The 25,030-nt window shown below is 71.0% G+C and carries 19 protein-coding genes; 15 read left to right on the top strand and 4 right to left on the bottom strand.

Annotation, left to right across the window (positions count from 1 at the left end):
• Positions 1 to 97: 97 nt before the first annotated feature.
• Both ACFPCY_RS02185 and ACFPCY_RS02180 read left to right on the top strand, forming a co-directional pair.
• Positions 98 to 3,142: a DEAD/DEAH box helicase gene (locus tag ACFPCY_RS02185; RefSeq protein ID WP_378252558.1), complete on the top strand. Its 3,045-nt coding sequence runs from the start codon at positions 98 to 100 to the stop codon at positions 3,140 to 3,142.
• Positions 3,142 to 3,963 carry an SWIM zinc finger family protein gene (locus ACFPCY_RS02180; RefSeq protein ID WP_378251837.1) on the top strand — a complete coding sequence of 274 codons (822 nt, stop codon included), beginning with the start codon at positions 3,142 to 3,144 and terminating at the stop codon, positions 3,961 to 3,963. The genes ACFPCY_RS02185 and ACFPCY_RS02180 overlap by 1 nt, the downstream gene beginning before the upstream one ends.
• Before the next feature lie 79 nt (positions 3,964 to 4,042).
• Here ACFPCY_RS02180 and ACFPCY_RS02175 read toward each other — a convergent pair whose 3' ends face one another.
• Positions 4,043 to 4,885 carry a M55 family metallopeptidase gene (locus tag ACFPCY_RS02175; protein ID WP_378251836.1) on the bottom strand — a complete coding sequence of 281 codons (843 nt, stop codon included), beginning with the start codon at positions 4,883 to 4,885 and terminating at the stop codon, positions 4,043 to 4,045.
• Between the two features lie 183 nt (positions 4,886 to 5,068).
• On the opposite strand from ACFPCY_RS02175, the gene ACFPCY_RS02170 reads away from it, so the two are divergent.
• Positions 5,069 to 5,332, top strand: a complete 264-nt coding sequence (locus ACFPCY_RS02170) for a helix-turn-helix transcriptional regulator (RefSeq protein ID WP_378251835.1) — start codon at positions 5,069 to 5,071, stop codon at positions 5,330 to 5,332.
• On the top strand, positions 5,329 to 5,856 hold the full coding sequence (locus ACFPCY_RS02165; protein ID WP_378251834.1) for a hypothetical protein: 528 nt from the start codon (positions 5,329 to 5,331) through the stop codon (positions 5,854 to 5,856). The genes ACFPCY_RS02170 and ACFPCY_RS02165 overlap by 4 nt, the downstream gene beginning before the upstream one ends.
• 78 nt (positions 5,857 to 5,934) lie before the next feature.
• On the opposite strand, the gene glgP is transcribed toward ACFPCY_RS02165, so the two are convergent.
• Both glgP and ACFPCY_RS02155 read right to left on the bottom strand, forming a co-directional pair.
• Entirely contained in the window at positions 5,935 to 8,529 is a 2,595-nt protein-coding gene (gene glgP / locus ACFPCY_RS02160; protein ID WP_378251833.1) for an alpha-glucan family phosphorylase, read from the bottom strand.
• A 73-nt stretch (positions 8,530 to 8,602) separates the two neighbouring features.
• The gene (locus ACFPCY_RS02155) at positions 8,603 to 9,142 is read right to left on the bottom strand and encodes a VanZ family protein (RefSeq protein WP_378251832.1); all 540 of its coding nucleotides are present in this window, start codon (positions 9,140 to 9,142) and stop codon (positions 8,603 to 8,605) included.
• Between the two features lie 165 nt (positions 9,143 to 9,307).
• Between ACFPCY_RS02155 and ACFPCY_RS02150 the strand changes: the two genes are divergently transcribed.
• From ACFPCY_RS02150 to ACFPCY_RS02105, 10 genes are all read left to right on the top strand, one after another.
• Complete coding sequence (locus tag ACFPCY_RS02150) at positions 9,308 to 11,320, top strand: alpha-1,4-glucan--maltose-1-phosphate maltosyltransferase (protein WP_378251831.1); 2,013 nt, start codon at positions 9,308 to 9,310, stop codon at positions 11,318 to 11,320.
• 116 nt (positions 11,321 to 11,436) lie between these two features.
• Positions 11,437 to 13,191, top strand: a complete 1,755-nt coding sequence (gene treS / locus ACFPCY_RS02145) for a maltose alpha-D-glucosyltransferase (protein WP_378252557.1) — start codon at positions 11,437 to 11,439, stop codon at positions 13,189 to 13,191.
• A 1-nt stretch (position 13,192) separates the two neighbouring features.
• On the top strand, positions 13,193 to 14,626 hold the full coding sequence (locus ACFPCY_RS02140) for a maltokinase N-terminal cap-like domain-containing protein (RefSeq protein ID WP_378251830.1): 1,434 nt from the start codon (positions 13,193 to 13,195) through the stop codon (positions 14,624 to 14,626).
• Positions 14,627 to 14,983: 357 nt separating this feature from the next.
• Positions 14,984 to 15,979, top strand: a complete 996-nt coding sequence (locus ACFPCY_RS02135) for a glycosyltransferase family 2 protein (RefSeq protein ID WP_378251829.1) — start codon at positions 14,984 to 14,986, stop codon at positions 15,977 to 15,979.
• Entirely contained in the window at positions 15,976 to 17,064 is a 1,089-nt protein-coding gene (locus tag ACFPCY_RS02130) for a GNAT family N-acetyltransferase (protein WP_378251828.1), read from the top strand. Before ACFPCY_RS02135 ends, ACFPCY_RS02130 begins: the two co-directional genes overlap by 4 nt.
• Positions 17,061 to 18,134 carry a glycosyltransferase family 2 protein gene (locus tag ACFPCY_RS02125; RefSeq protein WP_378251827.1) on the top strand — a complete coding sequence of 358 codons (1,074 nt, stop codon included), beginning with the start codon at positions 17,061 to 17,063 and terminating at the stop codon, positions 18,132 to 18,134. The genes ACFPCY_RS02130 and ACFPCY_RS02125 overlap by 4 nt, the downstream gene beginning before the upstream one ends.
• The gene (locus ACFPCY_RS02120) at positions 18,131 to 19,186 is read left to right on the top strand and encodes a polysaccharide deacetylase family protein (RefSeq protein WP_378251826.1); all 1,056 of its coding nucleotides are present in this window, start codon (positions 18,131 to 18,133) and stop codon (positions 19,184 to 19,186) included. Before ACFPCY_RS02125 ends, ACFPCY_RS02120 begins: the two co-directional genes overlap by 4 nt.
• A complete protein-coding gene (locus tag ACFPCY_RS02115; RefSeq protein ID WP_378251825.1) occupies positions 19,183 to 20,913 on the top strand; it encodes a hypothetical protein in 1,731 nt (576 codons plus the stop codon). The genes ACFPCY_RS02120 and ACFPCY_RS02115 overlap by 4 nt, the downstream gene beginning before the upstream one ends.
• A gap of 2 nt (positions 20,914 to 20,915) precedes the next feature.
• Positions 20,916 to 23,096, top strand: coding sequence for a hypothetical protein (locus tag ACFPCY_RS02110; RefSeq protein ID WP_378251824.1), 2,181 nt, complete (start codon positions 20,916 to 20,918; stop codon positions 23,094 to 23,096).
• Complete coding sequence (locus ACFPCY_RS02105) at positions 23,093 to 23,461, top strand: hypothetical protein (RefSeq protein ID WP_378251823.1); 369 nt, start codon at positions 23,093 to 23,095, stop codon at positions 23,459 to 23,461. The genes ACFPCY_RS02110 and ACFPCY_RS02105 overlap by 4 nt, the downstream gene beginning before the upstream one ends.
• A 119-nt stretch (positions 23,462 to 23,580) precedes the next feature.
• Here ACFPCY_RS02105 and ACFPCY_RS02100 read toward each other — a convergent pair whose 3' ends face one another.
• The gene (locus ACFPCY_RS02100; protein ID WP_378251822.1) at positions 23,581 to 24,393 is read right to left on the bottom strand and encodes a GntR family transcriptional regulator; all 813 of its coding nucleotides are present in this window, start codon (positions 24,391 to 24,393) and stop codon (positions 23,581 to 23,583) included.
• 121 nt (positions 24,394 to 24,514) lie between these two features.
• Between ACFPCY_RS02100 and ACFPCY_RS02095 the strand changes: the two genes are divergently transcribed.
• Positions 24,515 to 24,733, top strand: coding sequence for a hypothetical protein (locus tag ACFPCY_RS02095; protein ID WP_378251821.1), 219 nt, complete (start codon positions 24,515 to 24,517; stop codon positions 24,731 to 24,733).
• Positions 24,734 to 25,030: the final 297 nt, after the last annotated feature.

Genomic DNA, 25,030 nt, shown 5'->3' with positions numbered 1-25,030 from the left:
CGGTTATCCACAGGCCGGCGGTCGGCCGCCGGGTGTCGCAAGGCGCTGGTAGCTTCGGTTCCCGTCCTGCAATCGAGTGAGCTGGAGATCGTCGATCATGCTGGTGGCGCACGGCACGTGGCACGGCGGAGCGCTGTGCCTGTGGGCCGAGCGGAGCGGTCCGCACGAGCCGGCCGGCGACGCCCACCCGTTCGCGACGCGCGACTTCACCGGCACGTCCTACGAACCGATGGTCGCGGGCGCGATGCGGATCGAGCTGGCGATGGTCCTGCCCACCCACGGCGATCACCCGCAGCCGTCGGTCGAGCTCGGGCCCGAGCCGTTCGACGGCCCGGCCGAGCTGCGCGCCTGGCGGGTCCCCGCGCTCGTGCTGGAGCCGTTCCCGGCGATGGCGCTGCTCCAGGCCGCCGAGCACAGCGGCGACGTGGTGCCCGGCACCGACCTGCGCTTCCTGTGCCTGCTCGCCGACGAGGCCGTCCGGCTCTCCCAGCGCGGCCACGTCCTGCCCGCCCTGCTCCGCGAGGACGGCGACCTCGTCGCGCGCTGGCGTCCGGTGATCGACGACGCCGCCCGCTTCCGCGACCTGGCGCGCGCGATGCCCGCCGCGTGCCGCGCCGCCGAGGGCGGCCGTCCGGCCGCCGACGTGCTGCGCGAGGCCCTGTCCGGCATGGTCGACACGGCCGTCCGGGGCGTGGTGCCGCATCCGCTGCTGCCCCCGCGCAAGGGCAGGGCGCCCGACCGCGTCCCGCTGGCCGAGCGCTGGGTCGAGGCGCTGACCGGGCCGTCCGCCCTGGTGGCCCGCGAGCCGCGCGACGACCCCGACGACCTGATCGCCGAGCTGGACGCCTGGCACGCCGCCGCCCACCGCCCGTCCGGCCCCCTCCGCGTCTGCTTCCGGCTCTACGAGCCCGCCCTCCCCGAAGACGACGACCAGCTCGGCGAAGGCGACCGCGCCCCCGACGACCAGGCTGAACGCCCGCACGAGGCCGCGTCGGACGTCTGGCGCGTCGAGTTCGCGCTCCAGGGCACCGAGGACCTGAGCCTCTACGTCCCCGCCGCGCTCGTCTGGACGGGCGAGGCCAGCTTTCTCCCCGACGCCGAGGAGACGCTGCTCGGCGGCCTGGGGCGGGCCCTCCGCCTCTTCCCCGACATGGCCCCCGCGCTCGACGGCCCGCTCCCCTGCGAGGTCGAACTCGACACGGCCGCCGCGTTCCGCTTCCTCAAGCAGGCGGCCCCGATGCTCTCCGCCGCCGGGTTCGGCGTCCTGCTGCCGCAGTGGGCGGGCAAGGCGAAGCTCGGCATGAAGCTCACCACCCGCTCGCAGGAGGGCGAGGGTTCGGGCGCGGCCACGAGTTCCGGCTTCGACCTCCAGGGCATGGTGAACTTCCGCTGGGACCTCGCCATCGGCGACGAGGCGATCGACGAGGACGAGCTCGAAGAGCTCGCCCGCCTCAAGGCGCCGCTGGTCCGCCTGCGCGGCCAGTGGGTCGAGCTGGACGAGGCCCAGTTGGAGGCGGCTCTCGACTTCCTCCGCCACCCCCGCGCGGGCGCGATGTCCGCCGCCGAGGCGATGCGCGCCGTCATCCACGCGGGCGACGAGGCGCTCCCGCTGGTCGACGTCGACGCCGACGGCGCCTTCGGCGACCTCCTCTCCGGCACCGCCGACCGCCACCTGACGCCGGTGACGACCCCGGCCGGCTTCAACGGCACACTCCGCCCCTTCCAGGAGCGCGGCCTCGCCTGGCTCACCTTCATGGAGAGCGTCGGCCTCGGCGGCATCCTCGCCGACTCGATGGGGTTGGGGAAGACCGCGCAGACGCTCGCGCTGCTGGCCTGGGAGCGGGCGGCGGGGCGGGAGCCGGGCGGCCCCACACTGCTGGTCGGGCCGATGTCGCTGGTGGGCAACTGGCAGCGGGAGGCGGCCAAGTTCACGCCGAAGCTGCGGGTCTACGTCCATCACGGGACGGGGCGCCATCGCGACGACGAGCTCGTCCGGGCGGCGTCGCGGGCCGATCTGGTGCTGACCACCTACGGGACGGCGGCGCGCGACGCGGAGATGCTCGCCGAGGTGGCGTGGCGGCGCGTGGTGTGCGACGAGGCGCAGGCGCTGAAGAACAGCGGCACGCGGCAGGCGCGGGCCGTGCGGAGCATTCCCGCGCGCACGAGGCTCGCGCTGACCGGCACGCCGGTGGAGAACCACCTGACCGAGCTGTGGTCGATCATGGAGTTCGCCAATCCGGGCCTGCTCGGGCCGCGCGCGGCGTTCCGGGAGCGGTTCGCCGTCCCCATCGAGCGGGACGGCGACGAGCGGGCGGCCGGAGCGCTCAAGCGCGCGACGCAGCCGTTCATCCTGCGCCGCCTCAAGACCGACAAGTCCATCATCTCGGACCTGCCGGAGAAGCAGGAGATCAAGGTCTACTGCAACCTCACGCGCGAGCAGGCGTCCCTCTACCAGGCGACGCTCGACGACATGCTGGAGCAGATCGCCGAGAGCGACGACAAGCAGCGGCGCGGGCTGGTGCTGGCGACGATGGCCAAGCTCAAGCAGGTCTGCAACCATCCGGCGCAGCTGCTCAAGGACGGCTCGCGGCTGCCCGGCCGGTCCGGGAAGCTGGAGCGGCTGGAGGAGATCTGCGCCGAGGTGCTGGAGCAGGGCGAGAAAGCGCTGGTGTTCACCCAGTACGCGGAGTTCGGCTCGATGCTCCAGCCCTATCTGGCGGCGCGGCTGGAGCGGCCCGTCCTGTGGCTGCACGGCGGGACGTCCAAGCAGCAGCGCGACGACCTGGTGCAGCACTTCCAGCACGACACCGAGCCGTCGGTCTTCCTGCTGTCGCTGAAGGCCGCGGGCACCGGCCTGACGCTGACGGCCGCGAACCACGTCGTGCACGTCGACCGCTGGTGGAACCCCGCCGTCGAGGACCAGGCCACCGACCGGGCGTTCCGCATCGGCCAGACCAGGAACGTGCAGGTCCGCAAGTTCGTCTGCGTCGGCACCATGGAGGAGCGGGTGGACGAGATGATCGAACGCAAGAAGGCGCTCGCCGAGTCGATCGTCGGCACCGGCGAGGACTGGCTCACCGAGCTGTCGGTCGCCGACCTGCGCGACGTGCTCCGCCTGTCCCCCGAGGCGGTGAGCGACTGATGCCGAGGTTCGGCGAGTACGGCGACCCGATCGAGGTCGAGGACGGCCTGCGCGCGCGCACGAGGCGCGGGTCGATCGGCTCGCAGTGGTGGTCGCGCCGGTTCATCGACCTGGTCGAGTCGTTCGCCGACACCGGACGCCTCCAGCGCGGCCGCTCGTACGCGCGCAAGGGGCAGGTCATCGATCTGCGGGTCGCGCCCTACGAGGTGACCGCGCGCGTGCAGGGTTCGGTCGAGGAGCCCTACGAGGTGGCGCTCGGCATCGACGCGATCGACGACGCCGGCTGGCGGCGCGTGGAGGCCGAGCTCGCGTCCCGCGCGGTGTTCCGGGCCCGGCTGCTCGCCGGGGAGATGCCGCCCGAGATCGAGGAGGTCTTCGCCGGCCTCGGGCTGTCGCTGTTCCCCGAGTCGGCCGCCGACCTGCACCTGATGTGCGACTGCCCGGACTGGGGCGACCCGTGCAAGCACGCCGCCGCCGTCCTGTACCTGCTCGCCGAGTCCTTCGACGACGACCCGTTCCTGATCCTCGCCTGGAACGGCCGAACCCGCGACCAGCTCCTCACCGCGCTCCGCCGCGCCCCCGCGCGGGACGCCCCCGACCCGTTCGAGGCCGAGGACGAGCCGCTCACCGCCGAGGGATTCTGGGCCCCGCCGACGGGCCTGGCCCGCCTGCGCGACCGCGCGCCCGCCCCGTCCGTCCCGCCCGGCTTCATCCTCCAGGTCGCCGAGCCGCCTCCGGTGAAGGTCCGCCGCCGTCCCCTCCCCGACGTCCTCCTGCCCGCCTACGAGTCCCTGGCCGCGACCCCCTTCACCACCGACTGACCCCCACGCCCCCAGCGCCCCGCACGCCGACACGGCCGGTCGCGGGGGCGAGGCGTGGCGACGGCGCGGGGGATCGGGGTCAGCCGTAGTGGCGGCCGGTGCAGCCGACCTCGCCGGCGATGGTCGCCCAGACGCCGAGCAGGCCGACGATCTCCTGGAAGTCGTCGGTGGTGAACTCGGTGGTGCGCGGGCCGGTGAGGCGGACGCCGGGGATGACCTCGCAGGACTGGGCGATCGCCGTCGAGCTCCATTCGACGCCGAGGGTGAGCGGGGGCTCGACCTCGTGCTTGCGCCAGCGGTCGGGTGAGGTCAGCACGGCGCGCGCGGCCTCGTAGATCATGCGCTGGGCGCGGGCCGGCGGGACGAGTTCGGCGGCGTAGCGGTCGCTGCCCTTCTTGACCGCGACGGTGGCGACCTCGCCGAGCACCTCGCGCGCCTCGGCGCAGGCGGCGACGTCCCCGGTGACCAGCCCGACCGGGACGCCGAGGGACGACGCGTACGCGGCCATCAGCCGGATCTCCCCCGCGACCTCGCCGTTGAGGGTCACGTTCTGGATCTCGCGGCCCATCCAGGTGTGGTTCAGCACGCCGCGCGGCGTCCCGGCGCGGGCGTGGTAGCCGACGTACACGGCCACGTCGCACCAGGCGCCGAGGCCCTCGGCCATGCGCATGGGCTTGTAGGGGCCGCGGACGAGGGTGCAGCGCTCGTCGATGAGGTCCACGCGCAGGTTCTTGCCCTGGCCGTGCGCGTCCGCGACCACGACCTTCTCGGCCCCGGCGTCGAACGCGGCGGTGATCACGGCGTTGGCGTCGGCGGTCATCAGCTCGCAGCCCCGCTCGTACCCGCGCCCGCCCGCGCGCATCTCCTCCGGGTCGGTGAGCCCGGTGACGCCCTCCATGTCCACCGAGACGAACACCTTCATCCGCCTACCTCCACTCGCGTCCCACGGCCTTCGGCAGGACGAGCCAAGCCGATCTTCGCCGTCCTGACAAGCCCGCGTTCCGCCGCTGGTCACGAGAACACTTTCTTGCACTCCTGCGATCGAATGTAGTACACCTACTATCAACAGTCAGAGTTCTACGGTGGCAGGAGATGGCGAGGGCCGGTGCCGACGGACAGGGACAAGGAGCTCGTGCACAACCGCATCGCGGTGTTGCGGGCGGAGCGGGGCGTGTCGCGGCGCGAGCTGGCGAACGCGCTCGGCGTGCACTACCAGACGGTCGGCTATCTGGAGCGGGGCGAGTACAGCCCGAGCCTGCACCTGGCGCTCCAGATCGCCGAGTACTTCCAGGTGCCGGTGGAGGTGGTCTTCTCGCTGAGGCCGTTCCCGCTCATCGGCAGCACGACGTTGCAAGGAGAACACCAATGACGACCCCCCGCACCAAGCACGAGGAGCGGATGCTCGGCATCCTCCAGGCCGACCTTCCGGGTCGTTACGCGACGCGGAGCGGACGGCGGAACCTCGTGCGCGCAGGAATCGCGTGCCTGGCCCTCTTCTATGCGAGCGCCGTGGTCTGCTGGATCCTGGCTCCCAGCGACACGGCGATGTACGTGACGCTCGCGTGCGACGGAATCGGCCTTCTCGCCGGTGGAACGGTCCTGGGCCAGATGGTCGTGGTCACGCGCGGCACCACCCGCCTTCCCGACCACCTCCTGGACGAGCGCCAGGCCGTGGAGAAGCTGCGCGCGCACTCCGCCGCGCACCGCCTGACGCTGCTGCTGCTGTTCGTGTCCCTGTTCGGGATCGAGCTGGGCATGTCCCTCACCGGCGACCACTCGCCGTCCGCCGCCGTGGTCGTCACCTTCATGGCGCTGCTGGTCACGGTCTTGTCGCTGCCGCTGCTGGTGGCCACGTGGCGGATGCCCGACCCCATCCCCGACGAAGAGGCCTGAGGAAGAAGAGCTCTAGCAACAGGGACGGGCGCGGCCACCTTCCGGAGGCCGCGCCCGTCCGCGTGGGCGTAGGCGGGATCAGCGCAGGACGCCGTTGGTCATTCCGTGCGGTGCGGGCGGCAGCGCGACCAGGCCCATCTCCGCGCGGTTCGCGAGCTTCGGGTGCCGCGGGACGACGCGGACGCTGTAACCGAACGCACCGCTCCGCACGAGCGGAACCTCACCCGTGTACCGCAGCCGCCCGTCGTCGGCCGTCTCCTGGCAGCTCAGCTCCAGGTAGGACGGTTCGACGATCGCGTCGGAGTCGTCCACCCGCCCGTAGGCGATCTCGACCGCGACGTCGGACGGTTCGAGCCCGTTGAGGTCGACGACGACCCGGACCTCCAGGCGCGTCCCCACGTGCGGGCTCTCCTCGCCGTGCGATTCCACGTGCTCGACGGCCACGCCGGGCCAGCCCTTGAGAATTCGCTGTTTCCATGAGGCGAGGGCCCGCGCGCCCGCGTAGCCGTCCTCGCTCATCGCGCGCGCGGACGAGGCAGCAGGCGTGTAGTACTCCATGACGTAGTCGCGCAGCATCCGCGTGGCGAGCACCTTGGGACCGAGCGTGGCGATGGTGTGTTTGACCATTTCGAGCCATCGCCTGGGCAGGCCGGAGGCATCGCGGTCGTAGAACACCACCGAGACGTGGTCCTCGATGAGCTCGTAGAGCGCGGCGGCCTCCAGCGCGTCGCGGCGTTCGGGTCCGGACAGGCCGTCGGCGGACGGGATCGCCCAGCCGTTCTGGCCGTCGTACCACTCGTCCCACCAGCCGTCGCGCACGGAGAGGTTGAGCCCGCCGTTCAGCGCGGCCTTCATCCCGGACGTCCCGCACGCCTCCAGGGGCCTCAGCGGATTGTTCAGCCACACGTCGCAGCCCTGGACGAGCAGCCGTCCGAGGGCCATGTCGTAGTCGGGAAGGAAGACGATGCGGTGCCGGACGTCCTCGGCGTCGGCGAACCGGACGATGTCCTGGATGAGCCGCTTGCCGCCCTCGTCCGCGGGGTGCGCCTTGCCCGCGATGACGATCTGCACGGGCCGTTCCGGGTCGAGCAGCAGGGCGCGGAGCCGCTCCGGGTCGTGCATCATCAGCGTGAGCCGCTTGTAGGACGGGACGCGCCGCGCGAAGCCGATGGTCAGGACGTCCGGGTCGAGCGCCTCGTCGATCCAGGTGATCTCGGCCTCGCTCGCGCCGCGTCCGCGCCAGGACTCGCGCAGCCGGTTCCGCGCTTCCTGCACGAGCCGTTCCCGCAGGACGCGCCGGACGCGCCACATCTCACGTTCTGAGACGTCGCGCACCTTCTCCCAGCCCTGCCCCGCTTCCACGATGGACGGCACTTCGCGTGCGGCGAGTTCGAGGATCTCGCGGCCGACCCACGTTCCGGCGTGCACGCCGTTGGTGATGGATCCGATCGGCACCTCGGCGGTGTCGAAGCCGCCCCACAGCCCACCGAACATCTCCCTGCTGACCTCGCCGTGCAGGGTCGAGACGCCGTTGACGCGCTGCGCCAGGCGCATTCCCATGACGGCCATGTTGAAGACCGTGGGATCGCCGTCGGGATAGTTCTCCGCGCCGAGTTCGAGGATCCGTTCCACCGGGACGTGGTGTTCCTCGTTCGGGCCGCCGAAGTAGCGCTGAACCAGTTCTCTCGGGAAGCGGTCGATACCGGCCGGGACGGGCGTGTGCGTCGTGAACACGGTTCCCGCTCGCGTCGCTTCCAGCGCTTCCTCGAATCCGAGCCCTTCTTCGGAGACCAGTTCGCGGATGCGTTCCAGTCCGAGGAAGCCGGCGTGCCCTTCGTTCGTATGGAACACCTCGGGTGCCGGGTGGCCGCTGATGCGGCAGTAGGCGCGAATGGCCCGGACGCCGCCGATGCCGAGCAGCATCTCTTGCAGCAGGCGATGGTCGCCGCCGCCCCCATACAGACGGTCGGTGATGTCGCGTGCCGCCTGGTCGTTGTCCTCCACGTCGGAGTCGAGGAGGAGTTGCGGGACGCGCCCTACGCGGGCGAGCCACACCTGAGCGTGCAGGTCATGTCCATGGGGCAGTCCGATGGAGACCCTCACCGGATCGCCGTTCTCCTCGTGGAGGAGGGTCAGCGGTAGCCCGTTCGGGTCGATCGGTGGGTAGCGCTCCAGTTGCCACCCGTCGGGTGACAGTGACTGGGAGAAGTAACCATGCCTGTAGAGCAGCCCTACGCCGATGATGGGCACGCCCATGTCGCTGGCGGTCTTCAGGTGGTCTCCGGCGAGGATGCCCAGTCCGCCCGAGTACTGGGGCAGCGCCGCGGTGATCCCGTACTCCGGTGAGAAGTACGCGACGGCGCGCGGCCCTTCGCCGAGCGACTGGAACCAGCGCGGCGCGGTCAGGTACTCGCGCAGTTCGTCCGAGGCGTCGTGCAGCCGGCGCAGGAAGCGGCGGTCGTGCGCGAGGTGCTCCAGCCGTTCCGGAGTGATCTCGCCCAGCAGCCTGACCGGGTCGTGCCGGACTCTCTCCCACAGCACGGGATCGACCTCGCGGAACAGATCCAGGGTCTCGTGATGCCACGACCACCGGAGGTTGAGGATCAGTTCTTCGAGTGGGCGGAGGGGTTCTGGAAGGACGGTGCGTACGGTGAATCTACGGATTGCCTTCACGCACGGCCACGCTAGGCGCTGATTCGTTCGCGCGCGACCCGCGGTACGGGACCGTCACCCGTCCGCACCGCCTTCAACGGGACGCGAACGCCTTGCGTACGCGCACTCCTAGCAGGGCCGTCACCGCACCCAGGACTAGTCCGAACGAGTTGTAGGTCACGTCGCCCGCATCGCATTCACGACCGGGATCGAGTGTTTGTAGGAACTCCACAAGGACGAACGTCAGCGACAGAAACGCGGGTGCCGCTACCGGGCGCCTGGTGGCGACGACGGAAAGCGCACCCGCCGGTATCCAGAGCGCCACGTTCATGACGTCCTCCAGGCCGCGGTCGCCGAACGTACGCACGGACCATGCCGCACGGTCCACCGGGTGGGAAACGCACATCGACAGCCGTTCCCCCGCCCCGGCCTTCACGGTCAGCGGAACCGTCATGGCGAGGATCAGGCACGTCCACAGCAACAGTCCCAGCGTCGGCAGCCGCGCCCATCCGGTGCGGCGCACGAGCGGTCGCCACACGGCCACCGCGCCGAGGGCCAGCGCCGACCACAGCGTCAACGCGCGGACGGCCTCGATCGGGACGTGGTGGGGAAGCAGATGCGCGAGGTGCGGCACACCCGGGACGACGCGCCGGGCTCCGCGGGAGTTCGCGGGCGTCCGACCCCGGCCAGCGGGAGGTAGCCGAAATGTGGCGAAAAGTTAGTGGACCGTCCGGGGCGGCAACGGGCCGATCGCGGGCATGGACGGTTTTGATCACCGCGAGCGGGTAAGGGAGGGCGCATGCGAGTCGAGTCCGGAACGTCCGCGATGCACGACTTCACGCGAATCGGCCGGATTCCCATCCTCGACGTCGCGCCCCTGGTGGGATGCGGGCGCTGGCCCGCCAAGGCCGTCGTGGGCGAGACGGTCGAGGTCGGCGCGACGGTCTTCCGCGAAGGGCACGAGATGCTCGGCTGCGCCGTCGTGCTCCGGGATCCGGACGGAGATACGGTCCAGTCCGCGCGCATGCGCGAGGTCGGCGAAGGGGTGGACCGATACTCGGCCGAAATCACCCCCACGGCCGAGGGAGTCTGGCACTACCGCGTCGAGGCGTGGGGCGACCCCATCGCGCACTGGCGGCACGACGCCGAGATCAAGATTCCGCGCGGCCAGGACGTCGAGCTCATGTTCCGCGAAGGCGCACGCCTGTTCTCCCGCGCGGCCAAACAGCTGCCTTCGGCGAAGCGGCCCGTCTTCACGCGCCTGGTGGCGACGCTCAGGAACCGGACGCTGCCCCCCGGCGAGCGACTGGAAGCGGCCGATGCGCCGGACGTCCTCGACCTGGAGGACCGCTACCCGCTGCGCGACCTGCTCACCACGACCGAGTGGTTGCCGTTGGCCGTGCATCGCGAGCGCGCACTCTACGGGTCTTGGTACGAGTTCTTCCCACGCTCCGAGGGCGCGTCGTTCGATCCCATGGGACGGCGCGGACCCATGTCGGGAACCTTCCGTACCGCGATGAAGCGGCTGCCCGCCATCGCCGAGATGGGTTTCGACGTCGTGTACCTCCCGCCGATCCACCCCATTGGCAGGACGTTCCGCAAGGGACCGAACAACACCCTGGAAGCCGGCCCCTACGACCCCGGTTCCCCTTGGGCGATCGGTTCGGAAGAGGGCGGGCACGACGCCGTCCACCCGGAGCTGGGTTCGCTGGAGGACTTCCGCGCGTTCGTCGCCTACACGCGTGACCTCGGCATGGAGGTCGCCCTCGATCTGGCGTTGCAGTGCTCTCCGGACCATCCGTGGGTGACCGAGCATCCCGAGTGGTTCACCACGCGCGCGGACGGGACGATCGCCTACGCGGAGAACCCGCCGAAGAAGTACCAGGACATCTACCCGCTCAACTTCGACAACGACCCCGAGGGCATCTACGCCGAGGTGCTCCGCATCGTCCGGCACTGGATGGACCAGGGCGTCCGCATCTTCCGCGTGGACAACCCCCACACCAAGCCCGTCCCCTTCTGGGAGCGGCTACTGGCGGACATCGCGTCCACCGACCCGGACGTGCTGTTCTTGGCCGAGGCGTTCACCCGTCCGGCGATGATGCACACGCTGGCGAAAATCGGGTTCCACCAGTCCTACACGTACTTCACGTGGAAGAACTCTCAGCACGAGCTGCAGGAGTACTTCGAGGAACTCGCGGGCGACGCCGCGAACTACATGCGGCCCAACGCCTTCGTCAACACGCCCGACATCCTCAACGAGTACCTCGTGCACGGCGGACGTCCGGCCTTCGAGATCCGGGCGATCCTGGCCGCGCTGCTCGCGCCCGCGTGGGGCGTCTACTCCGGTTACGAGCTCATCGAGAACGTCCCCGTCCGTCCCGGCAGTGAGGAGTACCGCGACTCCGAGAAGTACCAGTACAAGCCTCGCGATTGGGAAGCCGCCGAAAGGGAGGGGCTGAGCATCGCCCCGCTCATCGGCAGGCTCAACGCCTTCCGGCGCGCCCACCCCGCGCTGCACCGGCTGCGCAACCTCCGCTTCCACCACGTGGACCAGCCCGAGTTCGTCGCGTTCTCCAAGGCGCGCCAGGACGACGTGGTGCTGGCCGTGGTGAACCTCAACCCGCACATGGTCCGCGAGGCGACCGTCCACCTGGACCTGCCCGCGCTCGGCCTCGGCCCGGACGAGGAGTTCGACGTCACCGACGAACTGTCGGGCGAGACCTACACCTGGCGGCAGGCGAACTACGTGCGGCTCGATCCCCACGTCCAACCGGCCCACGTCTTCACCCTCCGGAGAGGCCAGAGTTGAGCGAAGCACCACACCAAGCCCCCCGCGCCCCGCGCGACACCCTCCGCAACGCCCCCGAAGAGCCGTCAGACGACCAGCCGCCCGTCCCGCTCCCCGAGGCCGACCCCATCCCCGAAATCCCGCCAGAGGCGCTCTCGGCGACGCCCGCCGAGCCCGTCCCCGACGCCTTCGACCCCGGCACCCCGCGCGACCCGCACTGGTTCAAGACGGCCGTCTTCTACGAGGTGTCGATCCGCGGTTTCGCCGACTCGAACAACGACGGCTACGGCGACATCCGCGGCCTGGTGAGCAAGCTCGACCACCTCCAGTGGCTCGGCGTGGACTGCCTGTGGCTGCTGCCCATCTACGAGTCGCCGCTGAAGGACGGCGGATACGACATCGCCGACTACACGAAGATCCTGCCCGAGTTCGGGGAACTCGTGGACTTCGTCCAGCTGATCGAGGAGGCGCACGCGCGCGGGATCCGCGTCATAGCGGACCTGGTGATGAACCACACCAGCGACCAGCACCCCTGGTTCCAGGCGTCGCGCACCGACCCGGACGGTCCGTTCGGCGACTTCTACATGTGGTCCGACACCGACGACAAGTACAAGGACGCCCGCGTCATCTTCGTCGACACCGAGACGTCCAACTGGACGTACGACCCGGTGCGCGGACAGTACTTCTGGCATCGCTTCTTCTCGCACCAGCCGGACCTCAACTACGACAACCCCGCCGTGCAGGAGGCCATGCTCGAAGTCCTCCGCTTCTGGCTGGACCTCGGCATCGACGGTTTCCGCCTCGACGCCGTCCCCTACCTGTACGCGCGCGAGGGGACGAACTGCGAGAACCTGCCGGAGACCCACGCCTACCTCAAACGCGTGCGCGCGGAGGTGGACCGCCTCTACCCCGACCGCGTCCTGCTGGCGGAGGCCAACCAGTGGCCGGCGGACGTGGTGGAGTACTTCGGCGACCCGGGCGTGGGCGGCGACGAGTGCCACATGGCGTTCCACTTCCCGGTGATGCCGCGCATCTTCATGGCCGTGCGGCGCGAGCAGCGCTACCCCATCTCCGAGATCATGGCGCAGACCCCCAAGATCCCCGAGAACTGCCAGTGGGGCATCTTCCTGCGCAACCACGACGAGCTGACCCTGGAGATGGTCACCGACGAGGAACGCGACTACATGTACGCCGAGTACGCCAAGGACCCGCGTATGAAGGCGAACATCGGGATCCGCAGGCGGCTGGCCCCGCTGCTGGAGAACGACCGCAACCAGCTCGAGCTGTTCACCGCGCTGCTGCTGTCCCTGCCCGGCTCGCCCGTCCTGTACTACGGCGACGAGATCGGCATGGGCGACAACATCTGGCTCGGCGACCGCGACGCCGTGCGCACGCCCATGCAGTGGACGCCCGACCGCAACGCGGGCTTCTCCCGCTGCGACCCCGCGCGCCTGTACCTGCCGCTCATCATGGACCCGATCTACGGTTACCAGGCCGTCAACACCGAGGCGCAGCGGGAGAACCCGGGCTCGCTGCTCAACTGGACCCGCAAGATGATCGAGATCCGGCGGCGGCACCCGGTCTTCGGCGTCGGCGAGTACGTCGAGCTCTCCGCGTCGAATCCGAGCGTCCTGGCGTTCGTGCGCGAGATCCCCAACGGCGAGTCGAACCACTGGGGCGGCATGGACACCGTCCTCTGCGTCAACAACCTGTCGCGCTTCCCGCAGCCGGTGGAACTGGACCTCAGGCGGTTCCAGGGGTCCACCCCCATCGAGTGCATGGGCGGCGTCCGGTTCCCCGCGATCGGCGAGCTGCCCTATCTGCTGACCCTTCCCGGGCACGGCTTCTACTGGTTCCTGCTCCCGCCCCCGGACACGCCAGAGGTGATGTGACGTGCGGCCATCCGTCCCCTCCCTGGTCGACCTGCTCGCCGAGTGGCTCCCCACCCAGCGCTGGTTCGCCGGCAAGAACCGTCCGATCCACGAGATCAGCATCGGGACGGCGACCGCGCTGCTCCCCGGCGATCCGGGCCTGCACCACCTGGTGCTGGACGTCCGGCAGGACGGGCAGGTCGAGCAGTACCAGCTGCTTCTCGGTCTGCGGCGTGACCTTCCCGAACGGCTGCGTGCGGCGGAGGTCGGATGGCTCGCCCTGGACGCGGGCGCGCAAGACGGAACCGGTAACTACAAGGACGCCGCACATGCCTTCGACGCGGCGCACGATCCGGAACTGGCGCGCTGCCTGCTCGCCTACATGGCGGACGACGCCGTCGTAGGGCCGCTCCGTTTCCGGCGCGTGCCGGGAGCGGATCTGAACACCGGCCTCGCGCCCGCCGTGGCGACGGCCGAGCAGAGCAACACCTCGCTCATCTTCGGGGACGAGTACATCTGCAAGCTGTTCCGGAAGCTCTCGCCCGGCGTTAACCCGGATCTCGAAGTGAACCTCGCGCTGACCAAGCTCGGCTGCGCCCACGTCGCCGGCGTCTACGGCTGGATCGAGCTGGAGGCCAACGGCCGCGAGTCGGCCACGGTCGCTCTCCTGTCGGAGTACCTGCGTACAGGGACGGACGGCTGGAAACTCGCCGTCACGAGCGTCCGTGACTGGTTCGCACAGCCGCACTACACGCTCAGCCCGGACCAAGGCGTCGGCGCTGCGGGCGGAGACTTCGCCGGAGAGGCCGAACGTCTGGGCGAAGCGACGGCCACCGTCCACCAGGATCTGGCCGAAGCGTTCGGCAAAGCGGAGATGCCACCGGAACACGTGCACACGATGGCTGCCCGTATGCATGAGCAACTGGACGAGGTCCGTGCGAACGTTCCGGGGATCGAGCCCTACGCGGAGGCGATCGGTGCGACGTTCTCGGCCCTGGGGCAGTGGAGCCGTCCGCTGCCCGTACAGCGCGTCCATGGGGACTACCACCTCGGCCAGGTGATGCGCACGGAGACGGGGTGGGTGCTGCTGGACTTCGAGGGCGAACCCGCGCGCAGCCCGGTCGAGCGGAGGGAGCCGTCGCATCCGCTGCGGGACGTGGCGGGCATGCTCCGCTCGTTCGAGTACGCGGCGAGGTTCCTGCACATGACCGGTCCCCGGACGCCTCCGGAGGCCGAACGGGAGCTGGAGCTGCGCGCGCGTGCGTGGGTGGCGCGCAACCGCGCGGCCTTCTGCCGGGGGTACGCGTCGGCGGGGGGACCGGACCCTGACGCGCACGAGACCCTGCTGCGGGCGCTGGAGTTCGACAAGGCCGTCTACGAAGTGCGTTACGAGGCGGCCAATCGCCCCTCCTGGCTCCCCGTTCCCCTGCGGTCACTCGCGCATCTCACGGAATGATCTCCCAGGCCGTTCCCAGGGTTCTCCCAGGCTATTCTCGGATTCGATGCGGACATCCGGGAAAGGGAGCGAATTCCCGCCCGAATTAACGCTCCGCTCCCCGTCCGACGATCTTTACGATCCCGTGACCTAGATCGATATGGCCAGATCCGGCCAGGTCACATGTGCGGGTACGGCGGATTTACCGCCATTTGTCCGGTGGAGCAATCCGTGATGATGCCCTTACCTGCCGGAGCCGTACGAGCTGCGTAGGCGGTCCTGCGCAACTTAAACGAGTGCTCGGGCGAATCCTCCAAACATGATGGGCGCACCTGGCATCTAAACGGGTCAGGACGTCAACTACTTACGGGGTCTCCCATGTCATCCTCCAATCCCACGGCCCGCGCCGACGGCGTGCCGAGAGCGGCCACCGGAGCCCATACCGACAACCTCGTGAACCTCACCGACCACGGTCGGCGATGGCGCACCGTGACCGCCGTGGTCCCGACCCTCAACGAGCGCGAGAACCTCGAATGGCTCCTCCCGCGGCTGTACGCGAACGAGGAGCTGGACGAGATCGTCATCGTCGACGGCGAGTCGACCGACGGCACCCGCGAGCTCGCCGGCTCCTACGAGCAGGACTCGCTCGAGCCCGGGCCGCACCCCGTCGTGCGCGTCATCTCGCAGCCGCCCCGGGGGAAGGGCGCCGCGATGCGCGAGGGGCTCGCCGCCGCCACCGGCGACATGGTCATCATGCTGGACGCCGACGGCAGCATGGACCCCGAGGAGTTCGCCGCGTTCCTGGCGCTGCTCCGGCGCGGCTTCCAGTTCGTCAAGGGCACGCGGTACGGCTGCGGGGGCGGCTCGGACGACCTGACGGGCCTGCGCCGCCTCGGCAACCGCGCCCTCACCTGGCTCGCCAACCGGCTCTACCGCCAGCACTGGACCGACCTGTGCTACGGCTACGTCGCGATGCACCGCGAGGCGGTCGAGCGGCTGCGGCTGCGCTCCACCGGTTTCGAGATCGAGACCGAGATGTGCGTCAACGCCGTGCGCGCGGGCCTGCGCATCGCCGAGATCGCCAGCCACGAGACCGAGCGCAGGCACGGGGTGTCCAACCTCAACACCTGGCGCGACGGCTGGCGCGTCCTGCGCACGATGATCCGGCTCCGCTTCGCGGGACCGCTCGACCCCGAGCGGGGCACGGCCACGCAGCTGCCCGCCGCCGAGCACCTCAGCCCCGGCACGTTCGCCACGTCCGTCCCGGGGGCCGCCGCGTCCGCGCTCGCGTCCGCGTCGCCGGAGGAGACGGTCCCGGACCACGTGCGGCTGTCCTGGCGGTCCGCCGCGCTCAGCCGGACGGGCACCGAGTGAAGGTCTCCGTCGTCCGCCCGTCCGACCTCGGCCCCGCCGAGATCGGACGGTGGCGCGTGCTCCAGGGCGCCGACCCCGACCTGGCCAACCCGTTCCTCGCGCCCGAGTTCACCCTCGGCGTCGGCCGCTTCCGCGGCGAGGGCCCCGGACGGGTGGACGTCCTGGTCGCCGTCGTCGAGGACGCCGGAGAGATCGCGGCGTTCTTCCCGTTCGAGCGCGGCCCCCTCGGCATCGGGCACCCGGTCGGGTTCGGCCTCACCGACCTGCAGGGCATCGTGGGGCCGTCCGACCTTCCGCTCAACGCGCGCGCGTTGCTGCGGGCGTGCGGTCTCGCGGTGTGGGACTTCGACCACCTGCTCGCCGCGCAGCGCGCCTTCGCGCCGCACCACACCGTCCGGCGCGTCGAGCCCGTCATGGACCTCGGCGCGGGGTTCGCCGCATTCGAGGAGGAGATGCGGCGGGCCGCGCCCAAGACGCACAAGACGATCCGCTACAAGGAACGCAAGCTCGGCCGGGACGTCGGCGAGATCCGCTACGTGTTCGCCTCCGACGACCCGGACGACCTGCGCCGCCTCATGGCGTGGAAATCCGACCAGTACAACCGGACGGGACGCACGGACCGCTTCGCGCGCCCGTGGATCGTCGCTTTGGTGGAGCACTTCCACCGCACCGGGTTCGGTGTGCTGAGCGTCCTGTGGGCGGGCGACGAACCCGTCTCGGCGCACTTCGGCCTGCGCAACGAGGGCGTCATGGCGGGCTGGTTCCCGGCCTACGACACCCGGTTCGGCAAGTACTCCCCCGGCATGATCGGCCATCTGCGCCTCGCCGAGGGCTGCACCCGCAACGGCATCACCGAGATAGCGATGGGACGCGGCGGCAAGGAGTTCAAGGAGGGTTTCAAGGGCCGCGAGATCCCCATCGCGGAGGGACGTGTCGCGCGCGCGACGGCGGGCGCGGGAGTGCACTGGGTGCGCGCCACTCCGCTGAACAAGGCGCGCGGGGCCGTCCTGGACAACCCCGCCCTGTACAAGCGGGCCGACCGCGTTCTCAAGACCTATGCCAAGTTGAGGGGACGCGGCCAATGACCGAGTCCTTCAGCAGCGTGCCACCCCTGGAGCCTTTGGAGGGCGCGCCGCGCATCTCGGTCGTCATCTGCGCCTTCACGGAGAAACGCTGGGACGACGTGCACGCGGCCGTCGCGTCCGTGCGCGCGCAGGAGTTCGCGCCCGAGGAGATCCTCCTCGTCATCGACCACAACCCGGCGCTGTACGAACGGCTCAAGGCGTCCCTGCCCGATGTCGTCGTCGTAGAGAACCGCGAAGAGCGCGGCCTGTCGGGAGGGAAGAACACCGGCGTCGCCGTCGCGCAGGGCGACGTGGTGGCGTTCCTGGACGACGACGCCGTGGCCGCGCCCGGCTGGTTGCGCGCGTTCTCCCGGCACTACGCGAACCCGTACGTCGCGGGCGTGGGCGGTATGACGCTCCCCATGTGGCCGGGTTCCACACCGTCCTCGGAACTGGTCGCCGAACCCGTGCCCGCGTCCACCGGCACCCGTCCGCGATGGTTTCCCGAAGAGTTCGACTGGACGGTCGGTTGCACCTACCGGGGCCTGGAGGCGGGTCCGGTGCGCAACCTCATGGGCGGCAACGCGTCGTTCCGGCGGGAGATGTTCCCGGTCGCGGGAGGGTTCAGCTCAGGGATCGGTCGGGGTATCCACAGAAGGCCGTTCGGTTGTGAGGAGACGGAATTCTGCATCAGGCTGAGGCAACGAAGCCCCGAATCCGAACTGCTGCTCGACGACGAAGCGATCATCTGGCACCGCGTCCCGACCGAACGCGCCCGGTTCTCCTACTTCCGCTCCCGCTGCTACGCCGAAGGACTGTCGAAGGCCCTGGTCACCCGCAGCGTCGGCACGCAGGACGGCCTCGCCAGCGAGCGCGCCCACGCGCTGCGCACCCTTCCCCGAGGCGCCCTGCGCGGCCTCGGCGACTCCTGCCGCGGTGACCTCGCCGGGCTCGGCCGCGCGTCCGCCATCACCGTCGGACTCGCGTGGACGGCCTGGGGCTACGCCGTCGGCAGGTACGCCGCCCGCCGCTCCACGGGCGCCGCCCCCAGCGCGGCCGCCCGTCCCAACGGGGAGGAACCCGCCCAGTGACCGCCGTCCCGATCCTGATGTACCACTCGGTGACCGACCGTCCGACACCCGAGACGCGCGCCCTCTCGGTGCCCGTCGCCGCGTTCGCCGACCAGATGGCCCACCTCGCCGAACACGGCTTCGCCCCCGTCCCGTTCTCCGCCCACGCCGCCTCGCGGCGGCCGGCGCGGGGCTCCGTGCCGCCTTCGGAACGGGCCTCGGGGCGCCCGGTGGTCATCACGTTCGACGACGGGTACGCCGACTTCCACGAGAACGCCCTGCCGATCCTGGAGCGGCACGGCTTCACGGCGACGCTGTTCGTGACGACCGGCTGGCTCGCGGACGCGGGTCCCGACGCCGCCGGACGGCCGCTCGACCGCACGCTCTCCTGGACGCAGGTCGCCGAGGCCGCCGCACACGGGATCGAGATCGGCGGGCACAGCCACAGCCACCCGCAGCTCGATCAGCTCGGCGACCGCGCGCTGCGCGAGGAGCTGGCCCGCAACCGCGGGCTGCTGGAAGAACGGCTCGGGCGGGACGTCCGCACCATGGCCTATCCCTTCGGCTATTCGAGCGCGCGCGTGCGTCGCATGGCGCGCGCAGTGGGATACGACACCGCGTGCGCGGTCGCCAACCGGATGGCGTCCGGGGGCGCCGATCCGCTCGCCGTGCCCAGGCTGACCGTCCGCGCGACGACCGGCCCCGGCACGTTCGCCCGCGTCGTGGAGGGCCGGGACATCTCCCGGATCTTCCTCAAGGACCACGCGCTGACCCGCGGTTACGCGATCGTCCGCCGCGGTCGCTACGCCGTCCACCGCGCCCTCGCACCGCGCGGCGGCGACCTGCCCCCGCACCACGGCGCCGCCGGACGGTCCCGCACCGAACGGCACGTCCCCGGCGCGGGCACCAGTGCTGAACGGGACGTCCCCGGCGCAGGCACCAGCGGCGAGCGGCGCGACCCCGGCGCGGGCGCCAGCAGCGAACAGGACATCTGCGGCGGGGACGCCGGCGGCGAACGGGACGTCCGCGGCGCGGGTGCTGGTGGCGGCGACCACTTGGGGGAGCGGTTGTGACCAGTTCCAGCGAGGCGCGGGCCGACGCCGTGGGGGCTCCGCCGGGCGGCGGCGGGCGCGCGCCCGGATGGCTCCGGCGCGAACTGTCGAACCCGCTGTTCCGCAACGCGTACGCGCTGGTCGTCAACGGCGGGCTGACCGGGCTCCTCGGGCTCGGCTACTGGGCCCTCGGCGCCAAGCTCTACGCGCCGGACGACATGGGCCGCAACTGGGCCGTGATCCAGGCGATCATGTTCGTCGGCAGCGTCACGATGCTGAACTTCCTGCTGATCCGGTTCGTCCCGCAGACCGCCCGGCACACCCGCGCGCTGGTGCTGACCTGCTACGGGACGGGCGCGGCGGCGGCGGCGCTGCTCGCGCTCGGCTTCCTCGCGACGCTGTCGTGGTGGGGGCCGTCCTTCCGGCACCTGCACAACTGGCACTCGGCGCTGTGGTTCCTCGTCATGGCGATCGCCTGGAACCTGTGGAATCAGCAGGAGGGCGTGTTCACCGGGCTCCGGCACGCGGGCTGGGTCCCGGTCGTGAACATGGCGTTCGGGCTGGCCAAACTCGTGCTGCTGGTCGCGCTGGCGGGCTCGTTCCCCGCCGACGGGGTGACGCTGTCGTGGTTCGTGCCGGTGCTGGCGGCGCTCGTCCCGGTCAGCTACCTCATCTTCGGCCGGATGATCCCGCGGCACCGCGCGGAGAACTACGGCCGCGGCCCGCGTCCGACCTACCGGCAGATCTGGCGCTACCTCGGCGGCGCCTACCTGGGCGGCGCGTTCCAGTACGCCTCGATCAGCTTGATCCCCGTCATCGTCGCCGCTCACCTCGCCGAGGACGCCAACGCCTACTTCCAGATGGCGTGGGCACTCGGCATGATGCTCGACCTGCTCGCCCTGACGCTGTCGATGTCGCTGACGGTGGAGGGATCGTTCGACACCGACCGGATGGCCTCGTCCGCGCGGGCGGCGCTGCGGCGGACGATGACGCTGCTGCCACCGGTCGTGCTCGTCGTCGTCCTGGGCGCGCCCTTCGGGCTGGCGTTCTTCGGGCACGAGTACGCCTCGCGCGGCGCGCCCCTGCTGCAGATCCTGGCGATCGCAGTGCTCCCGAAGGCGCTCATCGAGCTGTACATCGGCGTCCTGCGCGTGGAGAACCGCACCAACCTCATCGCGTTCCTCCAGGCGATCCGCTTCCTGGGCGTGCTGGCGCTGCTGTTCCCGCTCATCGACCCGCACCATCTGGCCGTCATCGGCCTGGCGATCCTCGCGGTGAACACCGTTGTCGCCCTCCTCGTCCTGCCCGGCCTCGTGCGCGCGATCCGCGGAACCGGCCCGTCCCGCCGGGCCGGCTCCGGCGACGAGACCTCCGACGGTCCGGACAGCGAAGGCGCGGTCGCCTCCAGAGATGAGCGCCCTGACCGGAAGAGCCACGGCAGCCCCGAGAGCAAGAGCTTGGACCGCCCTGGGAGCGAAAGCTGGGGCAGCTCCGAGGGCGAGGGGCTCGACAGCCCTGGCCGCGAGAGGCTCGACGGCTCCCAGGGCGAGAGCTTGGGCGGCCCCGAGCGCGAGAGGCTCGGTAGCCCTGAGGACGAAGGGCTCGGCGGCTCAGAGCGTGAGAGGGCTGGCGGCCCTGGGGGCGGTGGGCTCGGCGGCTCCGGAGGGGGCGGGGGCGTTGGCCCGGGAGGTGCGGGCTCCGGTCCGGCGGGCGTCTTCCCCGTCGGCGGAGGGCGGGATATCAGTTGAGCATGACGGTTCGCCAGGAACCGGACGAGCAGGCGCGGCCGGTTCCGCGTCCCCCCGAGGCCGCCGACCGGAAGGCGACGCTCGCCGCGGCGGCGCTGCTGGTGTTCGGCACCGCGCTGTTCTGGACGCCGCTGCGGCGCGTCGATCTCGACGCGATCAACGGGTTCGGGCTGATCAGCGTGCTGCCGGGCGCGTCGCTGGTCGGCGCGGCGGTGATCGTCGGATCGTTCATGCTGACGCTCGCGCTGCCGCGCCCGCACCGGGTCCTGCTCGTCGCGCAGATCCTCGTGCTGATCGCGACGTTGCACGGCGTCGCGCAGGCGCTGGAGCCCGAGGCGCGGTTCCCCACGGCCTGGCAGACCGCGGGGTTCATCGAGTACATCGAGCGCACCCACACCGTCAGCTGGGATCTGGACGCCCGGTTCAGCACGCCCGGATTCTTCGCCTTCGTGGCGTTCGTACTGAAAGCCGTCGGGCAGCACAACATCTCGCCGGTGCTGAAGTGGGCCCCGCCGCTCACGGACCTGATGTACCTCGTCCCATACATGCTGATCCTGCGGGTGCTGAGGGCGACGTGGCGTGCGAAGTGGTTCGCGGCGTGGCTGTTCATCGCCGCCAACTGGGTCGGCCAGGACTACCTCTCCCCCCAGGCGTTCGCGTACCTGCTCTACCTCTACTTCGTCGCGATCCTGGTGAACTGGTTCCGCCACCACGACGAGACGACGCAGCGCGCCGGACGCCGCCGGTCCCCGGAGACCGCTCAGCGCAGCGGAGGCCTGTGGCGCGTTTACAACTGGCTCTTCGGCCCCAAGGATCCCGGCGAGCTGCCCGCGCCGAGCGCGACCGTCCGCGACCGGACGATCCTGCTCTGCCTGCTGTTCGTGCTGATCCTCGTCGGCACGGCCGCGCACCAGCTCACGCCGTTCCTGATGACCGCCTCGTGCGCGGGCCTGGTGCTCGTCCGCCGGTGCAGCCTGCGCGGGCTGCCGTTCATCGCGGGCGTCGTCTACGCGGCGTGGGTCAGCTTCATGACGGTCGGGTACTGGTCGAGCCGCAAGGGCGAGCTGTTCGGCGGGCTCGGCAACGTGTTCCAGAACGTCCAGCAGAGCACGGGCGGACGGATCAGCCAGACCAGCCCGCAGACCGCCGACGTCCAGCAGCTCCGCATCATCATCGCCGTCGTGGTCGTCGGCCTGGCCGTCATGGGGCTGCTGCGCCGCCGCGCGCGCGGCATCGACGACCGGGTGGCGCTCGTCCTGCTGCTCGTGCCGTTCTCCTCGTTCGGCCTGCAGAACTACGGCGGCGAGATCGCGCTGCGCATCTACTTCTTCATGCTGCCCGCCGCGTGCCTGCTGGTGGCCTACCTCTTCTTCCCCGCGCCGTTCGACGCGCCGCGCGTCCGCGACCCGCGCGTGCGCGTGCGGCTGGGGTGGCTGCGCACCGGGTCGCGCCGGCACTGGCCCTCGGTCGCGGCCGCTTCGGTGTTCGCGCTGCTGCTGGTCGGCGGGTTCCTGACCGTCCGCTACGGCAACGAGAGGTACGAGCAGGTGCGGCCGAGCGACGTCCGCGCGTTCGACGTCATGACGCAGCGGACCAAGGGCGTGATCGGCGTGGTGTGGATGAGCGCCGACAACCCCGACCTGGTGGGCGGCACGCCCGTGATGCCCTGGTCGTACCGCGAGTTCGAGCGGTTCAACTACACGCCCGTGATCGCCAACCGGAGCGACCCGGCCGACCTGTCGGAGATCATCCAGCGGCTGCGCGAGCAGGGACCCGGCGGGTTCTTCGTCACCACCCGCAGCCACGAGGACTTCCAGGTCCTCACCGCGGGCCTGTCGACGGACTTCGCGCCCAAGATGCGCGCCGCCCTCGCCGCCGACCCGCGCATCGAGACCGTCTACGCCGACCGCGACGCCGCCGTGTACCGCCTGCGGCAGCCTCCGTCCGAGCCGAACCCGCCGGTGCCGAAACCGTCCGGCCTCGGGCTGCGCTCGTCGCCGTGGACGCCGGCGGGGCTCATCTACCTGCCGGTTCTGCTCGGCGTCCTGCTCGCCCGCGAGCTGCGGCGCCTCCGGCTGGCGCCGGGCGAGCTGTGGCGGCTGCGCCCCCTGACGGTGCTCGCCATCCCGCTGTTCCTCAGCGTCGTCGCGGTGATCGTCGAGAGGTTCCTGGTGATCTCATGAGCCCGCTGCTCGCGCTGCTGCTGTTCGCCGCGCCCGCCACCGCGTGGTGGCTGCTGCTGTCCGGCCTCGATCCCCTGGGCCGCCTGGTCGTCGCCACCGCGGGCTCCTTCGCCGTCCTCGCGGGCACCGCCCAGGTCATGCTGATGGCCGACGCGTGGACCCCGATGAACGGCGTCCTCGCGGTCGTCCTCCTCAGCGCCGCGCTGGCCGCCCTCAGCCGCGTCCACCGACCATCCCGCCCACCCACGCCCGTCCCCGCACCGGACGCCCCGCCTCCGAACACTCCCGCCACTACCCGCCAGGACATCCCCCTCCCCCGCCGCGTCCGAAAGGAGGACGACGAGGACTGGCTCTTCAAGGAGTGACCCACCCAACCCTTGAGTGCCCCGCCCCCTTGGGCGCGGATCGAGCAAGGACGGCTGCGGACCTGCGCCCGCGAAGGGAACGCGGGCGCTTTGGGGCGCCCGCGCTCGGGTCGGGGACGTCACTTGGGGTCGCGATGGCCGTTGGGGTGGGTGTTCAGGTCGGTCGTCCGGGAGTCGAGGTCGATGGCGTAGTCCAGGACGGCGCGGTCGGCGGGGATGACGATGTCGCGGCAGACCTCCAGCACGCGGTCGTTCGCGATCATGCGGCGGGTGATGGTGAAGACCGGGACGCCCGCGGCCATGCCGAGCGTCTCGACCTCCTCGGGGGTCGGCATGCGCGCGCCGACGGCCTCCTCGACCCGGGTCGGCGGATGTCCGAGGTAGACCAGCTGGGCGAGGGTGCCGCCCGGCCAGGGCTCGCGCGCGGGATCGGAGACCGGGGTCTCGGCGACCAGATCCCAGGGCAGGTAGTTGACCGAGATCTGCTGCGGGTCGCCGCGCGCGTAGAACACGAAGCGGCGCCGTAGCAGCTCGGTGCCGACGGGCAGCTCGAACAGCGCCGCCAGGTCGGCGGTCGCGGCGGCGCGGGTGAACTCGCGGTCCAGCCGGTACTCCTGCCAGCCGATCCGCTGGTCGCGGGTGAAGGTGGTGGCGGGCGTCTCCACGGGCGCGGTGAACGTCCGGTACCGGTCCATGGCGATGCGGCGCACCGGCGGCGTGTGCCGCACGGTGGTGCCCGCTCCGCGCCGTGACTCGATCAGCCCCTCGCCGCGCAGCAACGCGAACGCCTGCCGGACCACGATCTCCGAGACGCCGTACCGGTCCCCGAGGTCCCGCATGGTGGGCAGGCGGGAGCCGGGCGGATAGGTGCCCGAGCGGATCTGGTCGCGGATGGTGTCGGCGATGCGCAGGTAGGCCGGGCGTTCGGGCACGGACTCACCTCCCTAGGCACTGTCCGTGAGGGGACGGTCCTCTTACGGACAGCTTGACACCTCTTCGACCGAGTAAGACTTTTGTATACAGAACCGCCGCCCCGGGGAAAGGACGACCTTGATGGGCGACTTCGAGGATCTGAAGACGACCATCGAGCGCGAGTACCCGGGCTGGCTGGTGTGGCGCAGCGACGCCGGGCGGTGGTACGCGACGCGCAGCGGAGATCTCACCGACGCCCAACTCCAGGCCGGATATGCGATGACCGTGGCCGCCGACGACGCCGACGGCCTCCGGGCGCTCCTGGCCGAGCAGTCCCGCCGGGACGGCGGCGAGCGGTGAGGCCGGCCGCAGGGGCACCGGACGGCCCGGCCCGGTCTCGGGGGCGGGCCGGGCCGAGCGGTCCCGCGACGGCAGTGACCTGTGGCGCTCAGGTGACACAGGAGTGGAGCCCTGGTCGGTGGGGTGCATGTCACCTCGCGGGCCAGAACGACGTGACCGCACGGATGACACATCGGCGCGACCCCCACGAGAAGTCGTGTCGTCCGTGCGGTCGCGCAGAGTGATTCTTCCGGCCGATCCGGCCTGGGCCGCTTGTTCCTCCGGTCGCAGCGGTCTCATCCCTCCCCCGGTGAAGCT

Source organism: Actinomadura gamaensis, assembly GCF_042652125.1.
Lineage (GTDB): Bacteria > Actinomycetota > Actinomycetes > Streptosporangiales > Streptosporangiaceae > Spirillospora > Spirillospora gamaensis.
The sequence above is the reverse complement of the archived record's forward strand: the minus strand, read 5'-3'. Positions and strand labels throughout refer to the sequence as shown.

Excerpts from the sequence above, each read along its gene's own strand:
- ACFPCY_RS02185 (WP_378252558.1), top strand. The coding sequence starts at position 98 with ATGCTGGTGGCGCACGGCACGTGGCACGGCGGAGCGCTGTGCCTGTGG.
- ACFPCY_RS02180 (WP_378251837.1), top strand. The coding sequence starts at position 3,142 with ATGCCGAGGTTCGGCGAGTACGGCGACCCGATCGAGGTCGAGGACGGC.
- ACFPCY_RS02175 (WP_378251836.1), bottom strand. The coding sequence starts at position 4,885 with ATGAAGGTGTTCGTCTCGGTGGACATGGAGGGCGTCACCGGGCTCACC.
- ACFPCY_RS02165 (WP_378251834.1), top strand. The coding sequence starts at position 5,329 with ATGACGACCCCCCGCACCAAGCACGAGGAGCGGATGCTCGGCATCCTC.
- ACFPCY_RS02150 (WP_378251831.1), top strand. The coding sequence starts at position 9,308 with ATGCGAGTCGAGTCCGGAACGTCCGCGATGCACGACTTCACGCGAATC.
- ACFPCY_RS02135 (WP_378251829.1), top strand. The coding sequence starts at position 14,984 with ATGTCATCCTCCAATCCCACGGCCCGCGCCGACGGCGTGCCGAGAGCG.
- ACFPCY_RS02125 (WP_378251827.1), top strand. The coding sequence starts at position 17,061 with ATGACCGAGTCCTTCAGCAGCGTGCCACCCCTGGAGCCTTTGGAGGGC.
- ACFPCY_RS02110 (WP_378251824.1), top strand. The coding sequence starts at position 20,916 with ATGACGGTTCGCCAGGAACCGGACGAGCAGGCGCGGCCGGTTCCGCGT.
- ACFPCY_RS02105 (WP_378251823.1), top strand. The coding sequence starts at position 23,093 with ATGAGCCCGCTGCTCGCGCTGCTGCTGTTCGCCGCGCCCGCCACCGCG.
- ACFPCY_RS02095 (WP_378251821.1), top strand. The coding sequence starts at position 24,515 with ATGGGCGACTTCGAGGATCTGAAGACGACCATCGAGCGCGAGTACCCG.